Origin of the sequence: Chromobacterium sinusclupearum (assembly GCF_002902845.1) — a bacterium.
In the GTDB taxonomy this organism is placed as follows: Bacteria; Pseudomonadota; Gammaproteobacteria; order Burkholderiales; family Chromobacteriaceae; genus Chromobacterium; species Chromobacterium sinusclupearum.
Genome location: NZ_PPTF01000098.1, coordinates 65,171 through 77,724, shown reverse-complemented (window position 1 = coordinate 77,724; position 12,554 = coordinate 65,171). Strand labels below are relative to the sequence as shown.

Here is a 12,554-nt window from a genome sequence, read left to right as displayed (position 1 = left end):
TTTATCCCCCGAAATGACGGACTAGCCAGACGGCGGCAAAGCCGGCCGCCATGAATGTCAGCGTGGCGGCCAGCGAGCGCGGCGACAGGCGCGCCAGGCCGCATACGCCGTGTCCGCTGGTGCAGCCGGCGCCCAGCCGGGTGCCGAAGCCTACCAGCAAGCCAGCCGTGATCAGCAGCCACGGCCGGCTGTCGACGATGATGTCCGGCGGTGCGGCAAACACGCGGTACAGCCACGGCGACAGCACCAGACCGGCGACAAAGGCCAGCCGCCAGCCTTTGTCTGCGCCGGGAGCCAGCAGACTGCCGACGATGCCGCTGATGCCAGCGATGCGGCCGTTCAGCACAATCAGCCAGGCGGCGGCCAGGCCGATCAGCGCGCCGCCGGCCAGGGCGCTCCACGGCGTGAAATGGGTCCAGTCCAGCGCCATGCTCACTCCTTGGGACAGTACAGTTGGTACAAGGTGGCCAGCACGGCCAGGGCATTGGCGTCCGCCACGGAATAGAAGATGCGCTTGCCGTCGCGTCGGGTGGCCACCAGGCCCTCATTGCGCAGCACGCCCAGTTGTTGCGACAGGCTGGGCTGGCGGATGCCTACCATCTCCTCCAGCTCGCCGACGGATTTTTCTCCCTGGCTCAGTTGGCACAACAGCAGCAGGCGGTCTTCATTGGCCAGCGCGCGCAGCAGGCCGCAGGCCTGGCCGGCGGCTTGGCGCATGTCGGAAAGGGCAAGAACGGGTGTATCCATGGCGAAGCTTTGCAGTGTTGTGGCTTGACTTCAATATATCAATTGATATTATATAAATCAAGATATCAACTTTCTCGATGGCGCATCGGAACAGGAGGCAGATATGAAAAGCAATGTGGGCGGTTTGGATAGAGCGCTGCGCGTTGCCGTTGGCGCGGCGCTGATTGTCGGCGCGGCGATCGGCGTGATCGGCCCGTGGGGGTGGCTGGGCCTGGTGCCGCTGGCAACCGGCTTGTTCCGCTTCTGCCCGGCCTATTTGCCATTTGGCTGGTCCAGTTGCCGCGCCTCGTCGTCCCCATCCCAACCGGAGCAAAAACCATGAGCGGTGATGTCAACTATCCCGAGCTGACCCAAACCATCTCCAAGCACCTGGCTACCTTGCGCGCCGACGCGCCCGAAGTCATGCAGGGGTTCAACGATCTGGCCCGCGCCGCCACGCGAGACGGCGTGCTGGATAAGAAAACCAAGGAGCTGATCGCGCTGGCGCTGGGCGTGGCCGCGCGTTGCGATGGCTGCCTGGGCTTCCACGCCCAGGCGCTGGTCAAGCTGGGCGCCACCAAGCAAGAAGTGGAAGAGACGCTGGCGATGGCCGTGTATATGGGCGGCGGGCCGTCCTTGATGTATTCCGCCAACGCTTTGGCCGCCTTTGAGCAGTTCAGCGCCAAGCACGCCTAGTCTCGCATCGTCCGCTGTGGGACAATTCTTCATGGCCGGGCGCAAGCCCGGCTATGCTTTTTGAACCACAGCCGGATTTCACGCCCCATGTCTGTTTCTTCCCTGCGCGTGCTGTCGCTCATCCCGCCGATGACGCAGCTGAACACGCCCTACCCGTCCACCGCCTACCTCACCGGCTTTCTGCGCTCGCGCGGCGTGGCGGCCTTCCAGGAGGACCTGGCGCTGGCGCTGGTGTTGAAGCTGTTCTCCAGGGAAGGCATGGCCACCTTGCGCGAGCATGTGCGGCGCATCCCGATGCACCAGCGCACGGACTGCATGATGCAGTTCGACATCTCCTACGAGCGCTACGCCGCGACAATAGACGCGGTGATCGGCTTCCTGCAGGGCCGCGACGCCACGCTGTCCTACCGCATCGCCGGCCGCAACTACCTGCCGGAAGGGCCGCGCTTCGCCGCGCTGGACGTGTACGTGGACCCGGACGATCCGGACGGCGGCGATCCGCTGGCCTGGGCCTTCGGCGCGCTGGGTACCCAGGACCGCGCCCGCCACCTGGCCACGCTGTATCTGAACGATATCGCCGACGTGCTGCGCGAGGCGGTGGACCCGCGCTTCGAGTTTGTCCGCTACGCCGAATCCCTGGCGCTGTCGCAACCGACCTTCGATCCGCTGGCCCGCGCGCTGGCGGCCGAACCCAACTGGGTGGACGACACCCTGGCCGCGCTGACGCTAGAGGCGATGGATCGGCACCAGCCGCAGCTGGTGCTGATTTCGGTGCCGTTTCCCGGCGCGGTGTACGCGGCCTTTCGCATCGCCCAAACTATCAAGCGCCACCGGCCGGACATCAAGATCTGCCTGGGCGGCGGCTACGTCAACACCGAGCTGCGCGAGCTGGCCGAGCCGCGCGTGTTCGACTATTTCGATTATGTCACGCTGGACGATGGCGAAAAGCCGCTGTTGGCGCTGATGGAGCATCTCGAAGGCAAGCGCGGCGTCAGCCGCTTGGCGCGCACCTTTTTGCGCCAGGACGGCGCGGTGCGCTACGTCAACATGCAGGAAGCCGACGTGCCGTTCTCCGAATCCGGCACGCCGACCTGGGACGGCCTGCCGATAGACCGCTACCTGTCCTTGCTGGACATGCTCAACCCCATGCACCGGCTATGGAGCGACGGCCGCTGGAACAAGCTGACCATCGCCCACGGCTGCTACTGGAAGAAGTGCAGCTTCTGCGACGTGACGCTGGATTACATCTCGCGCTACGAGACGGCGTCGGCCGAGCTCTTGGTGGACCGCATCGAGGCCATCATCGCCGAAACCGGCCAGACCGGCTTCCACTTCGTGGACGAAGCCGCGCCGCCCAAGATGCTGAAGGCGCTGGCCGAGGAACTGCTGCGGCGCAAGGTGTCCATCTCTTGGTGGGGCAATATCCGCTTCGAAAAGTCCTTCACGCCGGAGCTGGCCCAGCTGCTGGCCGAATCCGGCTGCATCGCCATTTCCGGTGGCCTGGAAGTGGCGTCGGACCGCTTGCTGAAGCTGATGAAAAAGGGCGTATCGGTGGAGCAGGTGGCGCGCGTCACCCACGGCTTCGCCGAGGCCGGCGTGCTGGTGCACGCCTATCTGATGTACGGCTTCCCGACACAGACGGTGCAGGACACGGTGGACGCGCTGGAATACGTGCGCCAGCTGTTCGACACCGGCTGCATCCAGTCCGGCTTCTTCCACCGCTTCGCCTGCACCGTGCATTCGCCGGTGGGACAGAACCCGGAAGAGTACGGCGTGCAGCTGGTGCCGCTGCCGCCGGGTAACTTCGCCAAGAACGATGTCGGCTTCATCGACCCCACCGGCACCGATCACGAGCTGATGGGCCGGGGCCTGAACAAGGCTTTGTACAACTTCATGCACGGCATCGGCCTGGATGGCGACGTGCGCGGCTGGTTCGATATCCGCGTGCCCAAGCCCAAGGTGCCGCGCAACTTCATCGAGCGGGCGCTCTACCAGTAGGGCGGATGCCCGGCAGGGCCGGGCGATCCGCCTTCCCGTCGCGCCCTTTTCCCCGTAGGGCGGAATCCCGGCTAAGGCCCGGAGTTACGCCTTTGCCGCCGTTCCCTTGTCGATATGGTTCGGTGGATCGCCCCGCTAGCGGGGCATCCGCCCTACGGGGTTCCTCCCTAGCTGTCCCGGCCGGGTTCGTCTTGTAGGGCGGGTAGGCCATAAGGCCTTGCCCGCGTTATCCGGCCGCACCGTCTCCGCCGCCCCTCCCCAAACCCGGGCGGCCATGCCAGAATGTCAGATTCCGACTTTTGTCCGCGAGCATTGCCATGGCCCTGAAATATCACGTGATCCCGGTCACCCCGTTTGCCCAGAACTGCAGCGTGCTGTGGTGCAGCGTCAGCCGCCAGGCCGCCATTGTCGACGCCGGCGGCGACATCGAGCGGATTCGCGCCTGGGTGGATAGCCAGGGCCTGACAGTGGAGAAACTGCTGCTGACCCATGGCCACATCGACCACGCCGGCGGCGCGGCCAAGCTGGCGGAGGCGCTGGGCGTGCAGATCGAAGGGCCGCAGCGCGCCGAGAGCTTCTGGCTGGACCAGCTGCCCACCCAAGGGCAGATGTTCGGCTTCCCACGCAGCGAGCCGCTGACGCCGGAGCGTTGGCTGGAAGAGGGCGACACCGTCGCCATCGGCCAGGAAACGCTGCAGGTGATCCACTGTCCCGGCCACACGCCGGGCCACGTGGTGTTCTACAGCCCGGCGGCCGGCCTGCTGGTGGCCGGCGACGTGCTGTTCCAGGGCTCGATCGGCCGCACGGATTTCCCGATGGGTAACCATCAGCAGCTGATAGACGCCATTCAGCAAAAGCTGTTCATCCTGCCGGACGACACCGTGGTCATCCCCGGCCACGGTCCGCTCACCACGATAGGCGCGGAGAAACGCGACAACCCCTACGTCGCCGATCCGCGCTACCGCTGATGCCGCCGGAATTCGCCCGCCGCGTGTTGGCGCTGCTTGCGCAAGTGCCGGTTGGGCGTGTCGTCACCTACGGCCGGCTGGCGGAGTTGGCCGGTTATCCGCGTCACTCGCGCCATGTGGGCCGCCTGCTGGGCCATTTGCCGGAAGGCATTTCCGCGCCCTGGCACCGCGTGGTCGGCGCCGGCGGGCGGCTGTCCCGTCCCGGCAGCGAGCAGGCCGACTGGCAGCGCGTGTTGTTGGAGGAGGAGGATGTGGCATTCCATGTCAATGGCAAAGTCGATATGCGGATTTGCGAGTGGTCGGGCGAGGTAGTTTGACCTGAAACAAACCAGAAAGCGGCGCTGGCTCAGATACTTATCTCCACGTGGAGATAATCTCGTGTGGCATTAAGCCAACAATTTGTAATTCTGACGTCATTTCGCTACAGAAAAAACAAATTTCTTTGCAAAAAAGCGACAGAAGTGTGACAAATCGTTTGCACAAGGCCATTTCAGAGACTATTCTGCGCGGCGCTCGCCGACGCTTGTCGGCTGCTTACTACACGAAAATAGTCTGGTGAAACAAATGAATACTCGCAAGTCGCTGCTGGCCTTGTCTTTGTTGGCCGCCTCTACTCTGGCTCACGCCGATTACACTTTCAGCAATGTCAGCTTCAACCAGCTGAACTGGTCTGATAGCACGCTGGAAAAGACTCAGGCTGCGCCGTTTGGCGCCAAACGCAACTTCCAGTATCTGGAAGCTGAAGGTGGCATGGGCCGTTCCTGGGGCGATCTGTATGGTTTCTTCGATCTGGAAAACTGGAACCGTAACGACAAGGAAATGCCGGCTGGCGATCGTCGCTACACCACCAAGGTAGTTGCGCGTTTCAACATCACCGATGTAGGCGGCGTGCCGGTTAAGCTGTACACCCACGTATACGATACTCGTGGCTACAACTTCTTCGATCAGAACCGCGTGCTGGGTCTGGGCACCGACCTGTCCTTTGGCAAAGTATGGTTCAAGCCGTTCCTGGGCATGCACCAAGAACTGAAATGGCAAACTGGCGCCCATCGTAACGGCTGGATGGCCGGTTACGTGGCAGGCTTCGACTTCACCGCTTTCGGCCAGCCGTTTGCCGTGACCCAGTGGCATGAAACCGAGTTTGATCGCTCCGACTACTTTACCACTGTGGCTCAGCCGGGCGGCACCGTGCAGAAGCGCACTGGCCAGAATGGCGCGGTTTCCCTGTGGTGGAACCCGACTAAGTCTTTCACCGCTGGCCTGCAGTACCGCTACGCTGTGAATAAGCTGGGCATCGCCGGCAACGAAAACGCGATGATCTACACCGTCAAGTACAACTTCTAATAAGAAGCGCCAAGGCCGCCCAATGCGGGCCTTGGCTGGCGGCTTGCCGCCCCTGTCTGCCCCCGCCTTTGCGCGGGGGTCTTGTTTTTTGAATCTGCCGCGCGCCTAGGGGCTGTTGACGTTTGGTGAGTGGATCGCGTTTGAGCTACGCCAAACCCGCAGGGCGGGGCGCCTTTCGCGCAGACTCTTCGTTGTTCCGCGCTGGCAGAGAATGACTATGCGGCGCGCGAAACGCCTCGATTCGTCACAAAATGCATCCCGGCTCGACCGCTCACCAAACGTCAACAGCCCCTAGGCAAGATGCCGCGCCAGCAGGTGGGGCGAACTGCTATAATCCGCCCTTAAATTCAACGGCCTGGCATGTTTTGATGAACGTTTTTTACGAAGAAAGCGGCAGTTTCAAGGTTGGCAGCATTGTGTCGCGCAGCGACGCCAGCCTGCAGGTGGATACCCAGCACGGCAAGCGCGCCAAGATCAAAAGCGCCAACGTGTTCCTGGAATTCAATTCGCCGCTGGCGGACTTTTTGCCGGCCGCCGACAAGCTGGCGGCCGACATCGACCTGGATTTCCTGTGGGAATGCAGCCCGGACGACGAATTCGGCTACCAGGATCTGGCCGCCGACTACTTCGGCCATGAGCCGTCCGCCGTCGAGGCCGCCGCGCTGATCGGCCGCCTGCACGGCGCGCCGATGTACTTCTACAAGAAGGGCAAGGGCCGCTACAAGAAGGCGCCGCAGGATGCGCTGCAGGCCGCGCTGGCCGGCATCGAACGCAAGAAGCGCGAGCAGGAGCAGATCGACGGCTGGGTGTCTGAGTTGAAGGCGGGCGCGCTGCCGGAAGCCATCCGTTCACAACTGATGCAGCTGCTGTGGAAGCCGGACAAGAACACGCTGGAATTCAAGGCTTTCGACCAGGCCTCGCGCGAAACCGGCCTGCCGCCGCTGCGGCTGGCCGACAAGGTGGGCGGCATCCCGTCGGTGCCGGACTACCTGATGGCCGGCTTCCTGATGGAGTACTTCCCCAAAGGCGCCGGCTTCGGCAAGTACGCCCCGCCGGACGCGCTGCCGGAGCTGTCGGTTTCCAGCGCGCGCGCTTTCTCCATCGACGACGCCAACACGACCGAAATCGACGATGCCTTGTCGGTGGAAGACCTGCCCAACGGCAACAAGCGCGTCGGCATCCACATCGCCGCGCCCACGCTGGGCGTGCCGGTGGACTCGGACATCGAGAAGATGGTGCTGTCGCGCCTGTCCACCGCCTACTTCCCCGGCGACAAGATCACCATGCTGCCGGACGATGTGGTGCAGGCGTTCACGCTGCAGGAAGGCCGCGACTGCCCGGCGTTTTCCTTGTATGCCGAAGTGACGCCGGAATTCGAGCCGGTGGCCTTTGAAAACCGCATCGAAAAAGTCCATATCGCCGCCAACCTGCGCCATGCCGAGCTGGAGCAGGTGTTCAACGAAGAGACGCTGGCCAACGATCCGGGCGTGGACTACCCGTTCAAGCGCGAGCTGGTGTGGCTGTGGCAGTTCGCCGAGGCGCTGGAGAAGCGCCGCGGCAAATACGACCCGACGCGCCCGGTGCAGCACGACTACAACATCGACGTGAGCGATGGCCATGTAACCATCACCATCCGCAAACGCGGCGCGCCGATGGACAAGCTGGTGTCCGAGCTGATGATCCTGGCCAACAGCGAGTGGGGCCGCATGCTGGCCGAGGCCGACATTCCGGCCATGTACCGCGCCCAGAGCATGGGCAAGGTGCGCATGACCACCCGCCCGGAGCCGCACATGGGCCTGGGCGTGGCGCAGTACGCCTGGAGCACCTCGCCGCTCAGGCGCGCCAGCGACTTCATCAACCAGCGCCAGCTGGCGGCGATGATACGCGGCGAGAAGCCGCTGTTCCCTCAGGGCGACGCCATGCTGTTCGCCATCCTGCGCGATTTCGACGCCACCTACGGCGCCTATCTGTCCTTCCAGGACAAGATGGAGCATTACTGGTGCCTGAAGTATCTGCTGCAGGAAAACATCACCGCGCCGACCGCCACCGTGATCAAGGAAGACCTAGTGCGCATCGATGGCCTGCCGCTGCGCCTGCGCATCCCGGGCTTGCCGGAACTCGCCCGCGGCGACCGCGTGCAGCTGTCGGTGGTGAAGGTGGATTTGCTGACGCAGGAGGTAGAACTGCGCTACACCGGCCGCCTGGACCATGTCGAGGCGGAAACCGACGACGAGGAGGGTTGATCCCTCATCACTGCGAGACAACGCCGCCGCGCCGTGAGGCCCGGCGGCGTTTTTGCGTCGGCGCTTAGCGGCGCTTCAAGAGAGGCGGCGGGCCGCCATGCTCTTGTTGCCAAGGCCAGCGGCGCCGGAATGCGGCCCTTAGAACAATTCGTCCACCAGCGTGCTGGCCTGCTGCAGCTGTTCGATCGAGGCTTCCATGCGCTCGCTGTCCAGATTGAGCCGCTCCAGCACCCGTTCCGGCAGGCTGGCCAGCATGTCTTCGGTCGGCATGCCGTGGCGGAAGCCGGAGACGATGCAGCTGGTCAACCCTAACAGCAGCGCGAACGGCGAGGCGTCCTCGTTCAGCAGATCGTGCTGGTTCAGGATGGCCTCCTGGATTTCGTCCGGGAAATTCCAGCGCCGGGCCAGTTCGGCGCCCAACACCGTCAGGTCCATGCCCAGCAGCATGCGCTCCGCCGCGATGCGGTCGGTGCCGCCGGCGACGATGCGGTCGATCTGCTGCGCCTGTTCCGGCACGGCGACGAACAGCACCAGTTCGCCGATATTCGACAGCAGGCCGCAGGTATAGCCCAGCTGCGGGTCCAGTCCGCACAGCTTGGCCAACAGCTTGCAGGTATTGGCCATGGCGAAGCAGCGCAGCCAGAAAGCCTTCATGTCGAAGCCGGTGATGCCCAGCGTGGCGCCGGTGATGCCGGAAGCGATGACCAGCACCCGGAGGTTGTCGAAGCCCAGCAGCACCACGGCGTCGTCCAGCGAGCCGATGCGCCGGCTGCTGCCGAAGCGGGCGCTATTGGCCAGCCGCAGCACGCGCGCGCTCAGCACCTGGTCATGCATCACCATATTGGTGATTTCGCCGATATTGATGTCGTTGCGGTGGAAGCTGGCCATCAGCTCCTGCACCACCTTGGGCACCATCGGCAGCTTGCCCGACGCCTTGTCGAAGATCTCCGCCACTTGCATCCGCACTCTCCCGTTTGCTCGGTCACTGGTTTGAGCTTAGGCAATGGCTCTGTGAAAGTAAGGGGGAATGCGCCATTTCCCGTCGTTGCGAATAGGCGGCAAGGGGTTTTATTTTGCGCCGCCACCGCCTAGCGACTATGTTGCAAGCTGACAGGCGTGGTAGTACGCGGTGCTAAGCACGCCCTGAGGAATGTGCCGCCGGCGTATCGGAGAGGAAACCATGCTATCCCAGCTTACCGTCAAGCAAAAGCTACTGGCAGGCTATGGCTTGCTGATTCTGATTCTGATCGCCATCGTGATTTCCGCCATTCTCAAGTTGAATGCGATACGAGACAGGCAGGAAGAAATCACCGGCAATCGCTACCCCAAGGTGGAAATGTGCAACAAGCTGATCGTCTCCACCTTGAATATCTCCAGATTGATGCGCGATGCGATCATCGAGACGAAAGCGTCGGACATCGAGGCCAGCATTGCCAAGATCGAGGGTTTGAAGACGCAGAATACCGCCGTGTTGGCTGAGTTGGACAAAGCGTTGGTTTCCCCGAAGGGGCGGGAAGTCTTCGCCAAAGCCATCCAGGCGCGCGAGGCCTTGACGCCGTTATATGAGCCTTTGTACGCGCTGGCCAGAGCCAACAAGAACGCTGAAGCCCAGGCCTTTCTGGAAAAACGCTTCGCTCCCAGCATCGACGCCTTCCTGCAGCAGCTGGATGAATTGACCGCCTATCAGCATGACAAGGTGCAACAGGCGCTGGACGAAAGCAAATCCGCGTACAGCCAGGCTTTGTCCATCATGCTGGTTTCCGCCGGACTGGCGGTGCTGGTGGCCGTGGCCATCGCCTTGACCATCGCCAATCTGGTCACCACGCCCTTGCGCAAATCCGTGGCGCTGGTGCGGCATATCGAGCAGGGCGACCTGAGCGGCGCGGATGAGGCCTTGCCGGAGTCGCGCGATGAGGCGGTGGAAATCGCCCGCAATATCCAGAACATGCGCAAGGGTTTGCGGGAGGTGGTTTCCAGCATCCAAAACAATGCCAGCCAGGTGTCGGACTCCGCCCATGAGCTGGCCAGCATGGCGCAGCAAGTGGCCACCGGCGCCCAGCGCCAGTCCGAGGCCACGGCGGAGGCGGCCGCCACCATAGAGGAACTGACGGTCAGCATCAACCATGTGGCGGATAACTCCGAGGCGGCGGCGCGCCAGGCCAAGGAGGCCGGCCAGCTGGCCTCGCGCGGCGGACGCGCGGTGCAGGCCTCGGTCGGCAAGATTCATTCTGTCAGCGAGGCGGTGGCTGCGACATCGGAAGAAATGCGCACGCTGACCGGCGAGGTGCAGCGCATCGGCAATATCGTCACGGTGATCCGCGATGTGGCGGACCAGACCAATCTGCTGGCGCTGAATGCGGCCATCGAGGCGGCGCGCGCCGGTGAGATGGGCCGCGGTTTCGCAGTGGTGGCGGACGAGGTGCGCAAGCTGGCCGAGCGCACCGCCAGCTCGGCCCAGGAAATCACGCAGATGATTTCCGCCATCCAGCAAGGGGTGGAGAAGGTGGTGGGCAGCATGGAGCAGAGCTTGTCCAGCGTGGAAACCGTCAGCGGCAGCGCGCGCGAGGCCAGCGACTCCATGGGCGAGATCGAAGGCAGCACCTTGTCCATCGTCGATACCATTTCCACCATCACCGGCGCGCTGGGCGAGCAGCGCACCGCCAGCCTGAGCCTGGCTCAGAACATGGAGCAGGTATCGCAAATGGCGGAGTCCAACAGCGCCACAGTGGAAGAGCTGGCCACCACGTCCAGCCAGCTCAACGCGCTGTCGCACGCGCTGCAAAGCGTCACGGCGCGCTTCCGGCTGTAAGCGGCGCCGGTCCCATGGCGGTCAGTAGGCGAAGCGCTCGCGCAGGTCCATCAGGTTCAGTTCCTCCAGAATGGCCAGCTGGCGCTCGCGCGCGCTGGCTTTGCCCTTGCCGGTTTTCTTGGCGATGATCAGCTCGTTCTTCATCGAGTGTTCCCAGCCCACCAGCTCGGTAACCGTCAACTGGTAGCCGCGCGCCTCCAGCTGCAGGCAGCGCAGCACATTGGTCAGTTGGCTGCCGAATTCGCGGGTGTGGATGGGATGGCGCCACAGCTCGGACAGCGGCGTCTTGCCGAAGGTCTCGTTTTTCTTCTGGCGCAGCACCGAAGCCACCTCGGCCTGGCAGCACGGCACCAGCACGATGTATTGCGCGTCCTTGGCCAGCGCGAAGCGGATGGCGTCGTCGGTGGCGGTGTTGCAGGCGTGCAGCGCGGTGATGATGTCCACCTGCTCCGGCAGCTCGGTCGAAGTGATCGACTGCTCCACCGTCAGGTTCAGAAAGCCCATGCGCTCGAAGCCCAGGCGCTCGGCTAGCGCGCGCGATTTGTCTACCAGCTCTTGCCGGGTTTCCACGCCGTAAACATGGCCCGCGGCCTTGTCCTTCAGGAACAGGTCATACAGGATGAAACCGAGGTAGGACTTGCCGGCGCCGTGGTCAGCCAGCGTCATCGCGCCCTTTTTCTCCAGCACGTCGGCCATCAGCGGTTCGATGAACTGATACAGGTGGTAGACCTGCTTCAGCTTGCGGCGGGTGTCCTGGTTGATCTTGCCGTCGCGGGTGACGATGTGCAGCTCTTTGAGCAGCTCCAGCGATTGCTGGGGTTTGATTTCGGGAATCAGGCTCATGGCAGGCCTCCTGCAATTTCAATGCCGCGATTGTAGCAGAGCGGGGGCGGTGATCCGTTTTGGACGCATCCATGCAGCGGATGCAAAGCCAAGTAGGGCGGGCCGGCCGCAGGCCTTGCCCGCGCGGCAGCGCTTATGGCCGAGCCAGCGTCTGAAGCCTTTCGGCTCCGTTTCCGGGGTGACACGGGCAAGGCCTCTGGGCCTTGCCCGCCCTACAGGTTCAAATCCTGCCAAGCAGAATTGGAGCAGGCCCTCAGGGCTGCTTCACCACTTCCTGCTCCACCACCATGTCCAGAATCCAGCGGATGGATGAGGCATCGGCCGGCGGATTGTTCACCTTCACTTCCTTGACGCGCAGGCGGTAGGCCACGCCGGGTTCCGGCTGGAAGCCTTCGATCTCGCCGTAATGCAGCTGCCACGGCTGGTTCTTGTCGGCCCGCACCTGCAGGCATTGCATCGGCGCGACGCCGCTGCATGGCTTGCGCTCGGCGGCGACGTAGATGAACTTGATCTCGCCTTGCGGCAGCTTTTCAAAGCGCATGGCGTCCTTGCCTTCGCCGAGCAGCAACTGACCCTGTTCCAGCCGCACCGGCATGCCCGCTTCCAGCTGGCGGCTCAGCGCGGCGTCGCGCTGCATCGCCTCCGGCGGGCACATCATCATGGTGGCGGCCAGCGGCTTGGCGCGCAGCTTGCCGTCTTCCAGCGTGGCCGGGCCGAACATGCCGTTGCAACCGGCCTTGATCGACAGCCGCTGCTCGGCGATCTGCAAGCTGGCGGCGGCCGGGCCGGCATCCAGCTGCTTCCACTCGCCTTGCAACTGGGACAGCGTGGGCGCTGCGGCAGAGCCGGCGGGGCCTTGGATGCCGGCGCAACCAGCCAGCAGGGCCGCCGCCAGGGCGGACAGGATCAGGCGATGGTTCATCGTAT

The 12,554-nt window shown here is 63.6% G+C and carries 13 protein-coding genes; 8 read left to right on the top strand and 5 right to left on the bottom strand.

The annotated features are described in order from the left end of the window. Position 1 precedes the first annotated feature (1 nt). Together C2134_RS20130 and C2134_RS20125 are read right to left on the bottom strand one after the other, a co-directional pair. Positions 2–430, bottom strand: coding sequence for a YeeE/YedE family protein (locus C2134_RS20130; protein WP_103321843.1), 429 nt, complete (start codon positions 428–430; stop codon positions 2–4). Positions 431–432: 2 nt separating this feature from the next. Beyond that, positions 433–747 (bottom strand): ArsR/SmtB family transcription factor, encoded by a 315-nt coding sequence (locus C2134_RS20125; RefSeq protein WP_199180008.1) that lies wholly within the window; start codon positions 745–747, stop codon positions 433–435. 103 nt (positions 748–850) lie between these two features. Here C2134_RS20125 and C2134_RS20120 point away from each other — a divergent pair, with 103 nt between their 5' ends. From C2134_RS20120 to C2134_RS20090, 7 genes are all read left to right on the top strand, one after another. Next, positions 851–1,069, top strand: a complete 219-nt coding sequence (locus tag C2134_RS20120; protein WP_103321841.1) for a YgaP family membrane protein — start codon at positions 851–853, stop codon at positions 1,067–1,069. Continuing rightward, complete coding sequence (locus C2134_RS20115; RefSeq protein WP_071108744.1) at positions 1,066–1,422, top strand: carboxymuconolactone decarboxylase family protein; 357 nt, start codon at positions 1,066–1,068, stop codon at positions 1,420–1,422. Before C2134_RS20120 ends, C2134_RS20115 begins: the two co-directional genes overlap by 4 nt. Before the next feature lie 87 nt (positions 1,423–1,509). Continuing rightward, positions 1,510–3,420, top strand: coding sequence for a B12-binding domain-containing radical SAM protein (locus tag C2134_RS20110; protein WP_103321840.1), 1,911 nt, complete (start codon positions 1,510–1,512; stop codon positions 3,418–3,420). Positions 3,421–3,737: 317 nt separating this feature from the next. Next, a complete protein-coding gene (locus C2134_RS20105; protein WP_103321839.1) occupies positions 3,738–4,388 on the top strand; it encodes an MBL fold metallo-hydrolase in 651 nt (216 codons plus the stop codon). Then, on the top strand, positions 4,388–4,705 hold the full coding sequence (locus C2134_RS20100; RefSeq protein ID WP_103321838.1) for an MGMT family protein: 318 nt from the start codon (positions 4,388–4,390) through the stop codon (positions 4,703–4,705). Before C2134_RS20105 ends, C2134_RS20100 begins: the two co-directional genes overlap by 1 nt. Before the next feature lie 247 nt (positions 4,706–4,952). Continuing rightward, positions 4,953–5,732, top strand: a complete 780-nt coding sequence (locus tag C2134_RS20095; protein WP_043628196.1) for an outer membrane protein OmpK — start codon at positions 4,953–4,955, stop codon at positions 5,730–5,732. Between the two features lie 368 nt (positions 5,733–6,100). Continuing rightward, entirely contained in the window at positions 6,101–7,975 is a 1,875-nt protein-coding gene (locus C2134_RS20090; protein ID WP_103321837.1) for a ribonuclease catalytic domain-containing protein, read from the top strand. A 138-nt stretch (positions 7,976–8,113) separates the two neighbouring features. Here C2134_RS20090 and C2134_RS20085 read toward each other — a convergent pair whose 3' ends face one another. Beyond that, a complete protein-coding gene (locus C2134_RS20085) occupies positions 8,114–8,935 on the bottom strand; it encodes an HDOD domain-containing protein (protein WP_043627388.1) in 822 nt (273 codons plus the stop codon). Positions 8,936–9,155: 220 nt separating this feature from the next. Between C2134_RS20085 and C2134_RS20080 the strand changes: the two genes are divergently transcribed. Continuing rightward, positions 9,156–10,784: a methyl-accepting chemotaxis protein gene (locus tag C2134_RS20080; RefSeq protein WP_103321836.1), complete on the top strand. Its 1,629-nt coding sequence runs from the start codon at positions 9,156–9,158 to the stop codon at positions 10,782–10,784. Between the two features lie 21 nt (positions 10,785–10,805). On the opposite strand, the gene C2134_RS20075 is transcribed toward C2134_RS20080, so the two are convergent. Beyond that, on the bottom strand, positions 10,806–11,627 hold the full coding sequence (locus C2134_RS20075) for a class I SAM-dependent methyltransferase (protein ID WP_103321835.1): 822 nt from the start codon (positions 11,625–11,627) through the stop codon (positions 10,806–10,808). 253 nt (positions 11,628–11,880) lie between these two features. After that, positions 11,881–12,549: an META and DUF4377 domain-containing protein gene (locus C2134_RS21780; RefSeq protein WP_103321834.1), complete on the bottom strand. Its 669-nt coding sequence runs from the start codon at positions 12,547–12,549 to the stop codon at positions 11,881–11,883. Between the last annotated feature and the right edge of the window lie 5 nt (positions 12,550–12,554).